The following is a 16,835-nucleotide window of genomic DNA, read 5'->3' as shown; positions in this document are numbered from 1 at the left end:
CCGGCCCCCGAAGCGCTCCCCGACCCGCCCCGCCACACCCCCTACGGGCGGCCTCCCCCCTCCGCCTGGAGGACCATCAGGGCCAGGTCGTCGTCGGGCGGGGTGGGCGCGAAGGCGTGCACCGTGCGGCGGAGGTGTTCGGCGATCTCCTCGGCGCTCCGCCCGGCGGCCGCCGCGAGCGCGCCGGCCAGCCCGTCCTCGTCGTCGAAGAGCCGCCCGCCGCAGCGCCGCTCGGTCACCCCGTCGGTGACGCACAGCAGCGTCTCCCCCGCCCGCAGGTCGAACGACTCGCTGACGTACGACGCGTCCTCGACGACGCCCAGCAGCATCTGCGGCGCGGCGACGACCCGTACGGCGCCGTCCGTGCCGAGCACCAACGGGAGCGGGTGGCCGGCGCTGGCCAGGGTGCAGCGGGCGCCGCCCGTACCGCCCCGGTAGGGCACGATCTCGCCGTAGAGGAGCGAGAGGAAGCGGGCCTGTTCGCCCTCCTCGCGGATCTCCACGGGGGCCTCGGCGCCCGCGCCGGCCGCCGCCACCGCCGCCGCGACCGCCGCGACCGAGTCCGCGGCCTCCCTGGCCATGGTCTTGTTGAGCCGGTCCAGGACCTCGGCGACGCCGAAGCCGTCGCGGGCCAGCAGCCGCAGCACCGGCCGGGCCAGCCCGGTGACCGCGGCGGCCTCCGGCCCGCTGCCGCAGACGTCGCCCAGCGCGAAGCACCAGCGGCCGTCCCCGGCGTCGAAGAGGTCCCAGAAGTCCCCGCCGGCCCAGGCGCCCTCGCGCGGCTCGTAGACGACCGCCGACGCCACTCCGGGCACCTGCGCCCGGCCCTGGGGCAGCAGGCGCCGCTGGAGGACCCGGCTGATGCGTTCCTGGCGGCTGTAGGCGCGCGCCGTGGCCACCGCGCGGGCGGCCCGCCGGCACAGGTCCTCGGTCAGCGCGACCACGTCGCCCGGATAGCGGCGCAGCCCGGCCCGGCCGAGCAGCAGGGTGCCGAGCCGGCGGCCGCCCGCCACCAGGGGGCAGACCAGGGCCGCGCCTACGGGTTCGGGGCCGCTGCCCTCGTGGGGCCAGGGCCACGGCACCGGGAACGGGCGGCCCCCGGCCGCGGCGCCGGCGGCGAACTCCGGCGGCTGCTTCTCCAGCGCGGCCCGCAGCGCGTCGATCCGGCCCTCGTAGCGGTGCCAGACGCGGGCCAGCCGCGGGGCGGCGCCGTCCTCGCCGAGGCCGCGGCCGGGGGCGCCGCCGTCGCCGTCGTGGAGCCAGACCGCGCACCAGTCGGCGAGCCGGGGCACGATCAGCTGGGCGGCCAGGGCGGCCACCTGGTCGGCGTCCAGCTGGCCGGAGAGCAGGTCGGACGCCTCGGCGAGGAACGACAGCGCGCCGCGGTCCACGCCGCCGTCCCGTACGGGGCGGTCGCCGGGCGGGGCGGGGCGGCGCGGTACGGGGGCGAGGAGTTCGGAGGCCCGCAGACCGTGGCGGAAGAGCTGCTCGTCGAACGCGTCGGCCGGCGCGTACCCCGGGCCGTGCGCTCCGGGGACCGGACCCTCCGGCCCGTACGCCCGAGCCCCCGGCCCGTGCCCGTACCCGGCGCGTTCCGGCCCGTACGCCGGAGCCTCCGGCCCGTACACCGCGCCCTCCGGCCCGTAGGCGGCCTCGTCCGGCCCGTATGCGGTTTCCGGCTCCGGCCAGGCGGTGTCCGGGGCGCCGACCGGCAGCCGGAACCACACGGTCTTCATGGCCCGCCGGTACGTGACGCCCCAGGCTTCCGCGACCGCGCTGATCAGCCGGAGCCCGTTGCCGCCGCCCTCGTAGGCGCCGGGGTCCTCGCGGGTCCCGGTGTCCTGGCGGGCGCGGACCGGCTGGGTGGGGTGCCGGTCGGAGACCTCGACGACGAGGCCGGGGCGGGGCGGCTCCTCGGGGACGGGGTCCCCGAGACCGCCAGGGCCCGAACCCCGGAGCCGGTCAGGGCCGGCACCCCGAAGACCGTCAGGGTCGTGCCCCCGGAATCCGTCCGGGCCGGCGTCCCTGAGGCCGTCCCTGATCCCGTGACCGTCCCGTACCCCGTGACCGTCCCGCCCTCCGGGACCGTCGTGGGCGCCGAACTCCCCCCGCACCGCCTCCGGCAGCCCCTCGGCGGTGTGCGGTACCGGCTCCTCGGCGGGGTCGAGCCGGCAGAGCAGTTCCACGCTCGTGCCGGCGTGCACCACCGCGTTCGTCACCAACTCGCTGACGAGCAGCACCGCTTCGTCCGCCAGCCGGTCGGTGAGCCGGTCGGCGCCGGGCAGCCGCCGCGCGGTCCAGTCCGCGAAGGCGGCCCGCACGAAGCGGCGCGCGGCGGCCGCGGCCCGCGGGTCGCCGGGCAGCGTGGCCCGCGCCGAGCGGGCGGCGGGCCCCGCGATCTCGTTCCGTCCGGCCGAAGTTGTCGTCCTCATTGAGCAACTCCCGAGCAGTTCCCCAACGGCGCCGGGTGCGCCACGGCCAGAGTGACAGAACGAGCCCGCGGATAAGCGGTGAGTCACGTAAGTGTGTGGTCAGAGGGGTCAATTCGGCTGAGGCCGCACGGAAGTTGGCCGGGCCCGGCGGGCGCGGGCGGGCAGCGCGGAGCCGCCCGTTCCGCCCGTCGTACGCGAACGTTCCGGGCGGAAGCCGCGAATCCGGCAGGCAGCCGGGTCCGCCGGCGCCCCCGGGGCGACGCCCCGCGCGCCCCTACCCCTCCGGCGCCCCCGGGGCGACGCCCCGCGCGCCCCTACCCCTCCCGCGCCCCCGCGTACATCTCGTCCAGCAGATCCTTGAACGCCCGCTCCACCACCGGCCGCTTGATCTTCAGGCTCGGCGTGATCTCCCCGTGCTCGATGTCCAGATCGCGCGGCAGCAGCCGGAACTTGCGGATCTGCTGCCACCGCTGGAGCCCGGCGTTGACCCGCTCCACATAGCCGTCGATCAGCTCGCGGACCTGCTCGGTGGCGACCACCTCGGCGTACGTCCGGCCGCCCAGCCCGTGCTCCTCGGCCCACGCCAGGATGGTCGGCTCGTCCAGCGCGATCAGCGCGGTGCAGAAGTTGCGGTTGGCGCCGTGCACCACCACGTTCGAGACGAACGGGCAGACCGCCTTGAACTGGCCCTCCACCTCGGCCGGCGCGATGTACTTGCCGCCGGAGGTCTTGATCAGGTCCTTCTTGCGGTCGGTGATCCGCAGATAGCCGTCCGGGGACAGCTCGCCGATGTCGCCGGTGTGGAACCAGCCGTCCTCCTCCAGGACTTCGGCGGTCTTCTCCGGCAGCCCGTGGTAGCCCTGCATGATGCCGGGCCCGCGCAGCAGGATCTCGCCGTCCTCCGCGATCCGCACCTCGGTGCCGGGCAGCGGCTTGCCGACCGTGCCGGTGCGGTACGCCTCGCCGGGATTGACGAAGCTGGCGGCGCTGGACTCCGTCAGGCCGTAGCCCTCCAGGATGTGGATGCCGGCGCCGGAGAAGAAGTAGCCGATCTCGGGGGCGAGCGCGGCGGAGCCGGAGACGGCGGCGCGCAGCCGGCCGCCGAACGCCTCCCGCAGCTTGGCGTACACCAGCGCGTCGGCGACCTTGTGCTTGGCGGCGAGCGCGAACGGCACCGAGGCGTTGCCGGTGCGCCGGAAGTTGTCCTGGGAGGTCTTGGCGTACTCGCGGGCCACCCCGGCCGCCCACTGGAAGATCTTGTACTTGGCCGCGCCGCCCTCCCGCGCCTTGGCCGCGACCCCGTTGTAGACCTTCTCGAAGATCCGCGGGACGGCGGCCATGTACGTCGGCCGGACCACCGGCAGATTCTCGATGATCTTGTCGACCCGGCCGTCCACCGCGATCACGTGCCCGACCGAGATCTGCCCGGCGGTCAGCACCTTCCCGAAGACGTGCGCCAGCGGCAGCCAGAGGTACTGCACGTCCTCGGCGGTGACCAGCCCGGTCGCCTGGATGGCGCGCGCCATGTACGACCAGCAGTCGTGCGGCAGCCGTACGCCCTTGGGGCGGCCGGTGGTGCCGGAGGTGTAGATCAGCGTCGCCAGCTGGTCGGCGCGGAGGGCCGCGACTCTCTCCTTGACGCACTCGGGGTGCTGCTCCAGATAGGCGGTGCCGCGCTTCTCCAGCTCGGCGAGCGAGAGCACCCAGCCCTCCGGGTCGTCCTCGGCGGGCTGGGCGTCGCCCTCCTCGATGACCACGACATGCGCCAGATCGGGCAGCTCGGCGCGCCGCTCGCGGGCCTTGGCGAGCTGGGCGGCGTTCTCCGCGATCAGCACCCGGCTGCCGGAGTCGGCCAGGATGTACGCGGTCTCGTCGGCGTTGGTGGACGGGTAGACCGTGGTGGTGGCGGCGCCGGAGCAGAGCACGCCGAGGTCGGCGAGGATCCACTCCACCCGGGTGTTGGCGGCCAGTGCCACCCGCTCCTCGGCCCGCACCCCCAGCGAGATCAGGCCGGCGGCCGTGGCGTAGACCCGTTCGGCGGCGTCGGCCCAGGTCAGCGCCTTCCAGTCGTCCGGTCCGGTGCCCGAGGCGGGCGGGACGGGGTAGCGGTACGCCTCGCTCCCCGGGGTGGCCGCGACCCGCTCCAGGAAGAGGGTCGCCACCGAGGGCGGCCGGTTTTCGATCAGCTGGTGAGTGTCGGTCACGGCGTCCTCCGGGGCCCGCTTCGTTGCTGGTGACTCGCGAGTAACCTTTGAGGTGATCAGGGTAGAGCCCGCAACGCCGGTGCGTAAGGGGCTGCACCCGACTGGTTCACGATGTGACCCGAGCGATAGATGTACGTGGCATGGGCTTGACCCGGGGCGGTGACGGCGCCGCGGCGGGGCCCGGCCCGGATACGGCGCGGGGCGCCGGTCCCCCCAGGAACCGGCGCCCACCCGCAGCGGCTTCGCTGCCTCTTCGGCCGCTACCGCTACTTCTTCGACTTGCTGTCGCCGTCCGAATCCGAGGACAGCACCGCGATGAAGGCTTCCTGCGGCACCTCGACGCTGCCGACCATCTTCATCCGCTTCTTGCCTTCCTTCTGCTTCTCCAGCAGCTTCCGCTTACGGGAGATGTCACCGCCGTAGCACTTGGCGAGGACGTCCTTGCGGATGGCGCGGACCGTTTCGCGGGCGATGACCCGGCTGCCGATGGCGGCCTGGATCGGCACCTCGAAGTTCTGCCGCGGGATCAGCTCGCGCAGCTTGGCGACCAGCCGCACCCCGTACGCGTACGCCTTGTCCTTGTGGGTGATCGCGGAGAACGCGTCGACCTTGTCGCCGTGCAGCAGGATGTCGACCTTGACCAGGTCGGAGGTCTGCTCGCCGGTGGGCTCGTAGTCGAGCGAGGCGTAGCCGCGGGTCTTGGACTTCAGCTGGTCGAAGAAGTCGAAGACGACCTCGGCGAGCGGGAGGGTGTAGCGGATCTCGACGCGGTCCTCGGAGAGGTAGTCCATGCCCAGCAGCGCGCCGCGGCGGGTCTGGCACAGCTCCATGATCGCGCCGATGAACTCGCTGGGCGCCAGGATCGTGGCCCGCACCACCGGCTCGTGCACCGTGTCGATCTTGCCGGTGGGGAACTCGCTCGGGTTGGTGACGGTGTGCTCGCTGCCGTCCTCCATCTGGACGCGGTAGACCACGTTGGGCGCGGTGGCGATCAGGTCCAGCCCGAACTCGCGCTCCAGCCGCTCCCGGATCACCTCCAGGTGCAGCAGCCCCAGGAAGCCGACGCGGAAGCCGAAGCCCAGCGCCGCCGAGGTCTCCGGCTCGTAGACCAGCGCGGCGTCGTTGAGCTGGAGCTTGTCCAGGGCGTCGCGCAGCTCGGGGTAGTCCGAGCCGTCGAGCGGGTACAGGCCGGAGAACACCATCGGCTTGGGGTCCTTGTAGCCGCCCAGCGGCTCGTCGGCGCCGCGGGAGAGCTGGGTGATGGTGTCACCCACCTTCGACTGGCGGACGTCCTTCACGCCGGTGATGAGGTAGCCGACCTCGCCGACGGACAGGCCGTCGGCCGGCGTCATCTCCGGCGAGTTCGTCCCGATCTCCAGCAGCTCGTGCGCCGCGCCGGTGGACATCATCTTGATCCGCTCGCGCTTGCTGAGCGTGCCGTCGACGACCTTCACATACGTCACGACACCGCGGTACGCGTCGTAGACCGAGTCGAAGATCATCGCGCGGGCGGGCGCGTCCTTGACGCCGACCGGCGCCGGGACGTCGCGGACCACCCTGTTCAGCAGCTCGGGCACGCCGACGCCGGTCTTGGCGGAGACCTTCAGGACGTCCTCCGGCTCGCAGCCGACGAGGTTCGCCAGCTCGGCGGCGAACTTCTCGGGCTGCGCGGCCGGGAGGTCGATCTTGTTGAGGACGGGGATGATCGTGAGGTCGTTCTCCATCGCCAGGTAGAGGTTGGCGAGGGTCTGCGCCTCGATGCCCTGGGCGGCGTCGACGAGAAGGATGCACCCCTCGCACGCGGCGAGCGAGCGCGAGACCTCGTAGGTGAAGTCGACGTGCCCCGGGGTGTCGATCATGTTCAGGATGTGGGTGGTCCCACTTCCCTCTTCGCCCTCGGACGGCGCCCAGGGGAGCCGGACCGCCTGGGACTTGATCGTGATGCCGCGCTCGCGCTCGATGTCCATGCGGTCGAGGTACTGCGCGCGCATCTGCCGCTGGTCGACGACACCGGTGAGCTGGAGCATCCGGTCGGCGAGCGTCGACTTGCCGTGGTCGATGTGCGCGATGATGCAGAAGTTACGGAGGAGTGCCGGGTCGGTACGGCTCGGCTCCGGCACATTCATAGGGGTCGCGGGCACGCAGGGTCCATTCAGTGAACGCGGGTAGACGGGACTCGGTCGGGTGAAGTCGTCCTGTGATGTCTCCCCCATCGTCCCATGAGCGCGGGGGGCGGGAGGGGAGGGGCGGTGGGGGCCCGGTCCGGGGGCCCGGGCGGCGAGGGCTGACGCGCCAGGGGCCGGAGCCGGCTCACGCGGCCGGGACCGGGCGCCGCGTCACCGGGCCGGGGGTCCGGTTTGGGCGGCGTAAACGCTGCTGGTAGCCTGGTCCACTGCGCTTCGTGCCCTCTCTCGTGCGCGGCGCAACTCGAAACTCCAACGAACCTGAAAAGGCTCTTTCGTGGCGAACATCAAGTCCCAGATGAAGCGGATCAAGACCAACGAGAAGGCTCGTCAGCGCAACAAGGCTGTCAAGTCCTCGCTGAAGACCGCGATCCGTCGCACCCGCGAGGCCATCGAGGCCGGTGACCTGGAGAAGGCCACCGCCGCCCAGGCCCTGGCGGCCAAGAAGCTCGACAAGGCCGTCAGCAAGGGTGTCCTGCACAAGAACAACGCCGCCAACAAGAAGTCGGCGCTGGCCAAGAAGGTCGCCGCCCTCAAGGGCTGACCCTCCCCGGCCGCGCTCTTCGCGGTCACCTGCCGTCAGGGATCAAGCGGCCCCTCTCACCGCTCCCTGCCGGTGCACCACAGCGCCGCACGCGGCCTGCGTTCGCCACGCGGGTGCGGCGCACCCGGCCCTCGCGGGCCCAGCCCGCCGAGCGGCCGCACAGCTGGATACGGAAGACCCCGCCTTCGCCCTTTTCGGGCGGGCGGGGTCTTTTGCTGGGTGGGGGCTTTGGGTGGGTGGGGGCTTTTGCTGGATGGGGGCGCGTGATGGGCGGGGGCGGGTCCTCGCACCGGTCCTCCGCCTGTTCGCCCGGGCGCTCGGCCCGTGAACTGGTGCGCTCCGGCCCGGTCGCCCTGTCGGAGATGTCCGCTACGCTGCCGCCATGTCCAATACGGGGGACCCGAACAATCCCTTCTCCGCGCCGCGGCCTCCGGGCTACGGACCGGCGCCCGCGCCGGGTCCCGGGGCCGGCCCCGGGGCGGCTCCCGGCTCCGACGCCGCGCCCGGCGCGGGGCCGGCGCCCGGCCCGGCCGCCGGATCCGCCGCTCCGACGGCCGGATCCGCCGCCCAGCCTCCGGTTCCGCCGCAGCCCCAGCCGTATCCCTACGCGGCCCAGCCGAACCCGTACGCCCAGCAAGGCCCGCCCGGGCCCGGGCCCCAGAACCCGGCACCGGGGGGCGCACCGCCCGCGTCACCGCACGGACCGGGCGGTTACGGCTATCCGGTGCCGTCCGCGCCGCCCGGCGTACCGGGCGGGGGCGCTTCCGGCGTTCCCGGTATGCCCGGCGCTGCCTACGGTGCCCAGCCCGGCGGCGTCCCCGCCGGAGTGCCCGGCGACGGCGGAAGCGGACGGGGCGCCTCCGGCTGGCTCTGGGCCCTCGGCGGCGCGGTGGCCGCCGCCGCGGTCGGGGCCTCGGTGCTCTTCGCCACCGGCGCCTTCTCCTCGGAACCCGACCCCGACCTGCGGGGTTACGCGTACCGCGACGACCTGTGCGCCGCCACCTCCCTCACCCCCTTCGAGAACGCCCGCTTCGAGGCCAAGCCCGGCTCCGGCAGCGGTACGGGCTCCGGGTCGGGCGCGACCGCGCCGCCCAACCCGCAGCACAGCGGCGCCCGCATGAACTCCATGGACTCCATGTGGTGCAACGTCGCCCTCACCCCGCAGAGCACCGGCACGGGCACGGGCAGCTCGTACCCCTCCACCTGGGTCTACACCTCCGTCGCCCTGCACAGAAAGGCGGACCCCGCCCCGGAGTTCGCCGATATGTACCGGGCGTACGAGAAGCAGGAGACCTCGGTCAAGTACACCTTCCAGCCGGTGTCCGGCATCGGCGACGAGGCGTATCTCGTGTCCCGGCAGGACTCCGGCAGCAACAGCGCGTACGTCATCCTCGCGGTCCGCGACGGCTGGCTGACGTACCAGTCGACGTGGTCCAGCTACACCGCGGGCAGCGCCCAGTCGAAGCCGCCGACCTCCTCGGAGATCGCCACGATGCTCGAGACCAGCGCCAAGGAAACCCTGAAGCGGCTCAAGACCAGCGGCCGGTGACACCGGGGGCGCGCGGGGCGGTGGCGGTATGGGGGCGGTGACGACAGGAGAGCCCCGGCGGTGATGACGGGGCCTCCACCGACGCCTCATCGCGCCGGGGCCTCGTACCGCCGGGGCTTCGTACTGCCGGGGCCTCGTACTGCCGGGGCCTCGTACCGCCGGCGTCCCGTGCCGGTGGCGTCTCGAACCGGTTGCCCCGATCCGCCGGCCCCACCCGCCACCCTGGTGACCGGCCCGCTACCGCCGTGACCGGGCCGCCCGGGCGATCGTCACCACGGCCTTCTCCAGGGCGTAACCGGGGTCGTCCCCGCCGCCCTTGACCCCCGCGTCGGCCTCGGCCACCGCGCGCAGCGCCGCGGCCACGCCGTCCGCCGACCAGCCGCGCATCTGCTGCCGCACCCGGTCGATCTTCCACGGCGGCATACCCAGCTCGCGGGCGAGGTCACCGGGCCGGGCGCCGCGCGGGGCGGAGGCGAGCTTGCCGATCGCCCGGACGCCCTGCGCCAGCGCGCTGGTGATCATGACGGGGGCCACACCGGTCGCGATCGCCCAGCGCAGCGCCTCCAGCGCCTCGGCGGCCCGGCCCTCGACCGCCCGGTCGGCGACGGTGAAGCTCGACGCCTCGGCCCGGCCGGTGTAGTAGCGCGCGACGACCGCGTCATCGATGGTGCCCTCGACGTCGGCGGCCAGCTGGGCGCAGGCCGAGGCCAGTTCCCGCAGATCGCTGCCGATGGCGTCCACCAGCGCCTGGCACGCTTCCGGCGTGGCCGAACGGCCCACCGACCGGAACTCCCCCCGCACGAACGCCAGCCGGTCCGCGGGCTTGGTCATCTTGGGGCACGCGACCTCCCGCGCCCCGGCCTTGCGGGCCGCGTCCAGCAGGCCCTTGCCCTTGGCCCCGCCGGCGTGCAGCAGCACCAGCGTGATCTCCTCGGCGGGCGAGCCGAGGTACGCCTTGACGTCCTTGACGGTGTCCGCGGACAGGTCCTGGGAGGCCCGCACCACGACGACCTTGCGCTCGGCGAAGAGCGAGGGGCTGGTCAGCTCGGCGAGGGTGCCGGGCTGGAGCTGGTCGGGGGTGAGGTCCCGTACGTCGGTGTCGGCGTCGGCCGCCCGGGCAGCGGCCACCACCTGCTGCACCGCACGGTCGAGCAGCAGCTCCTCCTGCCCCACGGCGACGGTGACGGGTGCGAGCGGATCGTCGTTTGCTGTCTTCCTGGCCATCGCGTCCAGCATCCCACGCCCCACTGACAGCCCGGCCCGCCCCGGCTCCCACCTCCTCTCCTGACCGGCGCACCCCTGCCCGACAATGGACCGGTGAACGACAACATCCACCACGAACGCCATGTGCTCGTCCTCCCCGACCGCGACGCCGCCGAGGAGGTGGCCGAGGCACTGGCCGAGCGCTTCGGCCTCGCCGAGGAACCCCAGCTCGTACGGGACGCCCTCGCCGGTGAGGACGACGCCGAGGACGCCCAGTGGCTGGTCGTGGTCGAGGACCCGGACGGCGCCTACGACGCCGCCCGCCTGGACTCCCTCGCCGCCGAATACGACGGCTGGCGCGAGGCCGAGTAGCCACCCCGCCGGACCGGACCGGTTCACCGCCCGGCAGCGCCCGGCGGCCCGGTACGCAGATTGCGGGCCTCAGCCGCCGCTCCCGGCCTCCGCCCCCGCACAGGCGAGGACGGGCTCCCGTTCCAGCGTGATGCCGAAGTGGGCGCGGTAGGCCGGGAGGACCTCGGCCGCCGCCAGCTCCCGCTCCTCGCGGGCCCCATCGGCGCCGGTGATCACCAGCGTGCGGCCGGAGAGCGTCACCCGGCCGCCGGACTCCGTGACCCGCGAGCAGACCAGCGACCGCCTGAAGTGGGACCCGGGCGCCGTGCGCTGCCACCAGCACGCGGCCTCGAAGTCCGAGAGCTCCCGCGGTCGTTGCTCGACGCGGTACTGCGGCTTCCCGTCCCGGTACACGTCCAGATCGCCCTCCGGCGTCCCGGCTATCCGGAAGACCCCGCCGGGATCGCGCTGCTCCGCGTCGGTGTCCAGCCGCAGCGGATAGCTGCTGTGCCGCCCGAACCCGACGTCCACCAGCCATGCCCCGGTGGGCGTGCGCACCCGCAGCGCGAGATGGTCGAACGGAATCCCGAGCCCCTCCGGCCCGAACACCCGCCCCGCCAGCAACTCGACCTCGTAGCCCAGCGTCCGCAGCAGAGCCGCGAAAGCACCGTTGAGTTCGTAGCAGAAACCGCCCCGGCGCGCTCCGACCAGCTTCTCCAGCAGCGGCCCTTCCGCCAGCACGATCTCCTCGCCCAGGTGGAGGGAGAGGTTCTCGAACGGCACGGCCTGGAGATGGCGCAGATGCAGCCCGCGCAACGCCTCGGCGTCGGGCACGGCCGGCCGATCGGCAGCTATCCGCCGCAGATAGGCGTCAGCGGCGACATCATCCATCAGCTCCGCGTCCTCTCCGCAATCTCACGCTTGCTTGCTCATGCTTCCTTGCACCTGCTTGGGCTCGCTCGGGCTCGCTCGCTTCCGCGCCGCGCGCCGCTTCTTACGCGGCGGGCCTCTTCCGCCAAGGCCACCAAGGCCCCCTACCTGCAACGTCACCGTACGGGCACCGTGTTCCGGCCGCTTCCCAGGCCGCCGACCCGGCTCCCCATCGCTATCGACGCCCCCGCCAACGGCACCAGCGCCGACACGCCCTCGACGTCGCCGGCACCTGCGCCGCACGGAACCATCGCGTCCGCCGCCCCCGGCCCCGCCGCCCCTGGACCGGCGACCGGCGACCACCGCCGACAGCTCCCCGGCACGGCCACCCACGACCGCCACGGCACCCTCCGTGTCGGTACGCAGCACCAGGGCGCCCCCGGCCCGGAGGGCGGCGATCGTGCGGGCGGCGGGGTGGCCGTACGGATTTCCGGCGCCGCAGGAGATGACCGCCAGGCGCGGCGACAGGCGCTGCATCAGCTGCGGGTCCTGGTAGGCGGAACCGTGGTGCGCCACCTTGAGGACATCAACACCGGCCAGCTCCGGGTGGGCCGCCAACAGGGCTTGCTGGGCAGGCGGTTCAAGATCACCGAGCAGCAGGAGGCTGAGGCCGCCCGACCGGACCAGCAAGGCCACACTGGCATCGTTGGGACCGGAAAGCCCCCGCCCCTCGCCCGGCGCGGCGGCCGAGTCCGGCAGGTCCGGCCCGTACGGCGCATCCGGCCAGAGGACCTCCCAGCTCAGATCCCCCAGATGCCGCCGTTCGCCCGGTGCGGCGCGAAGGACCGGGACCCCGGCCCGCGCGGCCACGCCATGGACGAACTTCGCCTGGCCGAAGGGCTCCGGCAGCGTCGTGGTCTCGATCGCCCCGACCGAACGGCCGCGCAGCGCCCCGGGGAGCCCGTCCACGTGATCCGCGTGGAAGTGCGTGAGGATCAGCAGCGGGATCCGGTGGATGCCCAACCCGGTCAGGCACCGGTCGATGGCGCGGGGCTCGGGCCCGGTGTCCACCACCAGCGCCGCCCCGTCCCCGGCTGCGAGCACCAGACCGTCCCCCTGCCCCACGTCGCAGGCCACCATCCGCCACCCCGGCGGCGGCCAGCCGGTCAGCACCCGGGCCAGCGGTACGGGCCGGCACACCGCCAGTACGAGCGCCAGCGCGCACAGCACGCACAGCCACCGGCGGCGCAGCAGTCTGCGGCCGGCGGCCAGCAGCACCACGGTGGCGGCCGCGAGCGACAGCCCGCCCAACCAGCCGCCGGGCCAGCCGACCTCCGCACCGGGCAGTTCGGCGCCGGTACGCGCCACCTTGGCGATCCACTCGACCGGCCAACCCGCGCACCACGCCAGGGCTTTGGCGACCGGCATGGCGGCCGGTGCCGCGGCGAGCGCCGCGAACCCGAGGACGGTGGCGGGGCCCACGGCGAGTTCGGCGAGCAGGTTGCAGGGCACGCCGACCAGGCCGACCCGGGCCGCGAGTACCGCGATGACAGGTGCGCAGACCGCCTGTGCGGCGGCCGCCGCCGCGATCACCTCGGCCAATCGGGGAGGCACCCGGCGCCGTCGCAGGGCGGCGCTCCAGCGTGGTGCGAGCAGCAGCAGCGCGCCGGTCGCCAGGACGGAGAGCAGGAAGCCGTAGCGCCGGGCGAGCCAGGGGTCGTAGAGGACCAGCAGCAGTACGGCGGCGGCAAGCGCCGGAAGCAGCGAACGGCGGCGTCCGGTGCCGATGGCGACCAGGGTGATCAGGCCGCAGGCGGCGGCGCGCAGCACGCTCGGGTCGGGGCGGCACACCACGACGAAGCCGAGCGCGAGCACCCCGCCGACCAGGGCGGTGCCGCGCAGAGAGAGGCCCAAGCGCCGTGCCAGGCCCCGGCGTTCGGCCCGTGCGGCCAGATGCGGTGGGCCGATCAGTACGGCGAGGACGATGGTGAGGTTGCTGCCGGAGACGGCCAGCAGATGCGTCAGGTCGGTGGTGGAGAAGGCATCGTCCAGATCCTGCGGCAGCCGGGAGGTGTCGCCCACGACGAGCCCGGGCAGCAACGCCCGCGCGTCCGGCGTCAGCCCCTCGGTCGCCTCGCGGAGCCCGGCGCGCAGGCTCCCGGCGAGCCGTTGCAGTGCGGACGGCGGTGCGACCACGGCGGGCGGCCCCTCGGCGCTCACCCGCAGGACAGCCGCCACCCGGTCCGCCGCCGTCCATGGCGGTGCGGCCCGCGCCACCACCCGGATACGGGTCGACGGCAGCAGCTCCCGCCACTCCGGCAACAGGCCACCGCGCCGCTCCGCCTCACTCGCCGTACCCGCCTCAGCCACCTCACCCGTCTTGGCCGTCTCACCCGCCTTGGCCGTCTCGTCCGTACCGTCCGCCCCTCCTGCGCGGCGCGGCTGTACGACGGCCAGTACGGGGGTGCTGACGTCGGTGACCGTGCCGTCCGGTGCGGTGACCCGGACCGCGTCGGCCGTGAACACCAGCGCGGGCGGCGTCCGTTGGGAGCCGCGGACTTTGGGCCGGCTGATCCGGGGATCACCGGTCACCTCCAGCTCCACCGTGAGCCGGGCGTACCGCTGCGCCCAGGTGGGCAGCGGCCCGCGCCGTAGGTCCGCGGCGTGCAGCCCGGCGGACGCGGCCCCGGCCGCGGCGCACAACAGCACCGCCGCCAACGCGACGAGCGCCCCGGTGGAACGGCTCCCCCACCGCCCCCGCCCGCCATCGGCATGACCGCCCTCAGCGGCCCGGACCACCGCGAGCCCACCACGGAACACCCCGGCCCGCCACAGCACCAGCACCGCGAGCCCCACGGCCACCGCGCTGCCCACAGCCACCGCAGCACCGGGCGCCCCCAATCCGACCGCTGCCGCCGCCCACGCCGCCAGCGCGGGGCCGACCAGACGCAGGTCAGCAGGCCCTTCCTCATGGCCGCCCACCCCGCCGTCCGCGGGGCCGTCCGCCGGGCCGTCCCGGCCATCGGCCGCATCGCCCACCACCCCACCGGGCACCAAGGCCGCGTCCGAATGCCCCGGGGCGCTCACCTCTCCCCCGCCGACCGTGGTCATGGCGTCACCAGAGGGCGCAGGTCGGCGAGCCGGCGATCACCGATACCGGACACCTGGCGGAGCTGGTCCACCGACGTGAACCCACCGTGCTGCGTGCGGAACTCGATGATGTGGCGGGCCAGTACGGGCCCCACGCCGGGCAGGGCGTCGAGCTGCTGTTCCGTCGCGGTGCTCAGGCTCACCGGTCCGCTCGTGGTGCCCGGCGTACCGCTCCCGGCACCACCGCCGCCGCCCGCACCGGCCTGTCCCGATCCGCCCCCGCCACCGGGGGCGCCCTCCTCACCGACCACGATCTGTTCGCCATCGGTCAGCAACCGCGCACGGTTCAGTCCACGGAGATTCGCCCCGGGCACCACTCCGCCGGCGGCCTCCAGCGCGTCCGTCACCCGCGAACCCGCCGGCAGCCGGTGGATCCCCGGCCGCCGGACCTTCCCCGTGACATCGACGACGACCATCCTGGCCGGGCCGTTCGGCGCCCCGCCCATCGCCGTCCCGGGCGTCGGGGCATGTCCCGGCGACCACGCCGAGGACGGTGAACGACCGCCAGGCCCTGGCGCCGCGACCGCGCGCTCGGCACGCTCGGCACTCGGCGCCCGTACCCGCTCCGGGCTCGCGGCCCAGAAGTGCTGTACGGCCAGGACCACTCCGACCACCAGCACCAGGCCCAGCGCGATCAGCGCCTTGGGCTCCGTACCGCACCGTAACTGGAGCCACAGCGGCAGGCGTTCACGCACCGCCGGCCACCACCGCCGCTGCCGGCCGCCACCCGGCGGACCGGGCTGCCGGGGCGGTAGGTCGGGCTGCCGGGGCGGTGGATCGTGCTCGCGTAGCGGCGGACCGCGATGCCCGGGCGGTGGTTCCGGCACCGCCGCCACCGCGGCAGCCGGCTCGGCCGGGCCCGGGCCGTCGCCGCCGTCCGTACCGGTACCGAACATCGCCGCGGCCCGGGCCCGCATCCGCTCGCGTTTCCACTCCCGTACGCGCTCCCGCTCACGCCGCCCCCATCGCGCGGACGGAAAGGAGACGGATGGAGCGGAGGCGGATGGAGCGGAGACGGGCGGGGCGGAGGCGGGCAGAGCGGTCAGGGGCTCGGACGCCGAGAGGGAGAGGGACACGGGCGCTGGATGCGGCATGACAGCCGTTCGAAAAGTGCTCATGCCGTCGACGGTAGGCACTTCGCGCGGACCTCACCGAGCCGCGTCAAATACCGTGGATAACCGCCGAGTTGTGGATAACTCCGTCACCCACACGGGTAACACGAACGCCCGTCCGCACCAGCCGCAACACCTGTCACGGCCACGGCTGATCGCGGCTGCCGCTCGTCGCGGCCCTCGCTCATCGCGGTGAGACCACGACCCCGAGCAGTCCCGGTCCGGTGTGCGCGCCGATCACCGCGCCGACCTCGCTGACATGCAGTTCGTTCAGGCCCGGCACCCTTTCGCGGAGCCGCTCGGCCAGTGCGTCCGCCCGTTCGGCCGCCGCGAGATGGTGGACCGCGATGTCGACCTGGCCCTCCCCCGCACGCTCCGCGGCAATCTCCTCCAGCCGCGCGATGGCCTTGGACGCCGTCCGTACCTTCTCCAGCAGTTCGATGCGCCCGTCGGCGAGTTGGAGGAGGGGCTTGACGGCGAGCGCCGAACCGAGCAACGCCTGCGCCGCGCCGATCCGGCCGCCGCGCCGCAGATAGTCGAGGGTGTCGACGTAGAAGTAGGCGGAGGTGCCGGAGGCGCGTTTCTCCGCGGCGGCCACGGCGTCGTCCGCGTCCCCGCCGGCCGCCACCGTCTCCGCGGCGGCCAGCGCACAGAAGCCCAGCGCCATCGCCACCATCCCGGTGTCCACGACGTGTACGGGAACGGGCGCGTCCTTGGCGGCCATCACGGCGGCGTCGTAGGTGCCGGAGAACTCCGAGGAGAGGTGCAGCGACACGATGCCGGTGGCCCCGGAGGCCGCGATGGCGCGATAGGTCTCCGCGAACACGGCCGGGCTCGGGCGCGAGGTCGTCACCGGGCGGCGCTTCTGGAGCGCCTGGGCGACCGATCTCGCGGAGATCTCGGTGCCCTCTTCCAGGGCCTGGTCCCCCAGGACGACGGTCAGCGGCACGGCCGTGATGTGGTGACGTTCAACAGCCGCGCGCGGCAGGTAGGCCGTGGAATCGGTGACGATCGCGACATGGCGGGACATGACTGGGAGGTTATCCGGGGACGCGGACACCCGACAGTGCGGGCCTCCCCAAGATCCTCCAGGTTTCACCAAAGCTCTGCCAAGTTCCCGCGGGGCGGGGGCATGCCGCGTCGGCGGGTGGAGGTGCTGCCCCGGGCCGGGTGGCGCGGCGGGGTGGCGTTGCCCCGGGCGGGGCGGCGGGGGTGACTAAGCCGTGACGGGGTGGGG

General features: G+C 74.0%; 11 protein-coding genes. 3 read left to right on the top strand and 8 right to left on the bottom strand.

The features are described from left to right. Positions 1–41: 41 nt before the first annotated feature. The 3 genes from ADL22_RS35940 to lepA all read right to left on the bottom strand — a co-directional run bounded on the left by ADL22_RS35940 (position 42) and on the right by lepA (position 6,777). Positions 42–2,432, bottom strand: coding sequence for a SpoIIE family protein phosphatase (locus tag ADL22_RS35940; RefSeq protein WP_234430536.1), 2,391 nt, complete (start codon positions 2,430–2,432; stop codon positions 42–44). Between the two features lie 314 nt (positions 2,433–2,746). Then, entirely contained in the window at positions 2,747–4,636 is a 1,890-nt protein-coding gene (locus tag ADL22_RS04410; RefSeq protein ID WP_066974032.1) for an AMP-dependent synthetase/ligase, read from the bottom strand. Positions 4,637–4,902: 266 nt separating this feature from the next. Further along, a complete protein-coding gene (lepA, locus tag ADL22_RS04405) occupies positions 4,903–6,777 on the bottom strand; it encodes a translation elongation factor 4 (RefSeq protein ID WP_066974030.1) in 1,875 nt (624 codons plus the stop codon). A 319-nt stretch (positions 6,778–7,096) separates the two neighbouring features. Here lepA and rpsT point away from each other — a divergent pair, with 319 nt between their 5' ends. Then, complete coding sequence (gene rpsT, locus ADL22_RS04400) at positions 7,097–7,363, top strand: 30S ribosomal protein S20 (RefSeq protein ID WP_066974028.1); 267 nt, start codon at positions 7,097–7,099, stop codon at positions 7,361–7,363. A 778-nt stretch (positions 7,364–8,141) separates the two neighbouring features. After that, positions 8,142–8,912: a hypothetical protein gene (locus ADL22_RS04395; protein WP_234430535.1), complete on the top strand. Its 771-nt coding sequence runs from the start codon at positions 8,142–8,144 to the stop codon at positions 8,910–8,912. Positions 8,913–9,149: 237 nt separating this feature from the next. Here the strand turns inward: ADL22_RS04395 and holA are convergent, their stop codons facing one another. After that, on the bottom strand, positions 9,150–10,136 hold the full coding sequence (holA, locus tag ADL22_RS04390; RefSeq protein WP_066974038.1) for a DNA polymerase III subunit delta: 987 nt from the start codon (positions 10,134–10,136) through the stop codon (positions 9,150–9,152). Between the two features lie 93 nt (positions 10,137–10,229). Between holA and ADL22_RS04385 the strand changes: the two genes are divergently transcribed. Further along, positions 10,230–10,487, top strand: a complete 258-nt coding sequence (locus ADL22_RS04385; RefSeq protein WP_199836209.1) for a hypothetical protein — start codon at positions 10,230–10,232, stop codon at positions 10,485–10,487. A 69-nt stretch (positions 10,488–10,556) separates the two neighbouring features. Here ADL22_RS04385 and ADL22_RS04380 read toward each other — a convergent pair whose 3' ends face one another. The 4 genes from ADL22_RS04380 to ADL22_RS04365 all read right to left on the bottom strand — a co-directional run bounded on the left by ADL22_RS04380 (position 10,557) and on the right by ADL22_RS04365 (position 16,628). Next, positions 10,557–11,357 (bottom strand): arylamine N-acetyltransferase family protein, encoded by an 801-nt coding sequence (locus tag ADL22_RS04380; protein ID WP_066974026.1) that lies wholly within the window; start codon positions 11,355–11,357, stop codon positions 10,557–10,559. A 24-nt stretch (positions 11,358–11,381) separates the two neighbouring features. Continuing rightward, positions 11,382–14,447 (bottom strand): ComEC/Rec2 family competence protein, encoded by a 3,066-nt coding sequence (locus ADL22_RS04375; RefSeq protein ID WP_079063834.1) that lies wholly within the window; start codon positions 14,445–14,447, stop codon positions 11,382–11,384. Next, complete coding sequence (locus ADL22_RS33525) at positions 14,444–15,181, bottom strand: ComEA family DNA-binding protein (RefSeq protein WP_234430534.1); 738 nt, start codon at positions 15,179–15,181, stop codon at positions 14,444–14,446. The genes ADL22_RS04375 and ADL22_RS33525 overlap by 4 nt, the downstream gene beginning before the upstream one ends. A 601-nt stretch (positions 15,182–15,782) precedes the next feature. After that, positions 15,783–16,628 carry a DegV family protein gene (locus ADL22_RS04365; RefSeq protein ID WP_066974024.1) on the bottom strand — a complete coding sequence of 282 codons (846 nt, stop codon included), beginning with the start codon at positions 16,626–16,628 and terminating at the stop codon, positions 15,783–15,785. Positions 16,629–16,835 lie beyond the last annotated feature (207 nt).

The sequence above is a fragment of the Streptomyces sp. NRRL F-4489 genome (assembly GCF_001509485.1).
Taxonomy (GTDB): Bacteria; Actinomycetota; Actinomycetes; order Streptomycetales; family Streptomycetaceae; genus Streptomyces.
Note: the sequence above shows the minus strand (reverse complement) of the source record. Positions and strands in the feature narration are given on the sequence as shown.

Coding starts and splice junctions, on each gene's coding strand:
- ADL22_RS35940 (WP_234430536.1), bottom strand. CDS start 2,432: ATGAGGACGACAACTTCGGCCGGACGGAACGAGATCGCGGGGCCCGCC.
- ADL22_RS04395 (WP_234430535.1), top strand. CDS start 8,142: ATGCCCGGCGCTGCCTACGGTGCCCAGCCCGGCGGCGTCCCCGCCGGA.
- holA (WP_066974038.1), bottom strand. CDS start 10,136: ATGGCCAGGAAGACAGCAAACGACGATCCGCTCGCACCCGTCACCGTC.
- ADL22_RS04380 (WP_066974026.1), bottom strand. CDS start 11,357: ATGGATGATGTCGCCGCTGACGCCTATCTGCGGCGGATAGCTGCCGAT.
- ADL22_RS04375 (WP_079063834.1), bottom strand. CDS start 14,447: ATGACCACGGTCGGCGGGGGAGAGGTGAGCGCCCCGGGGCATTCGGAC.
- ADL22_RS04365 (WP_066974024.1), bottom strand. CDS start 16,628: ATGTCCCGCCATGTCGCGATCGTCACCGATTCCACGGCCTACCTGCCG.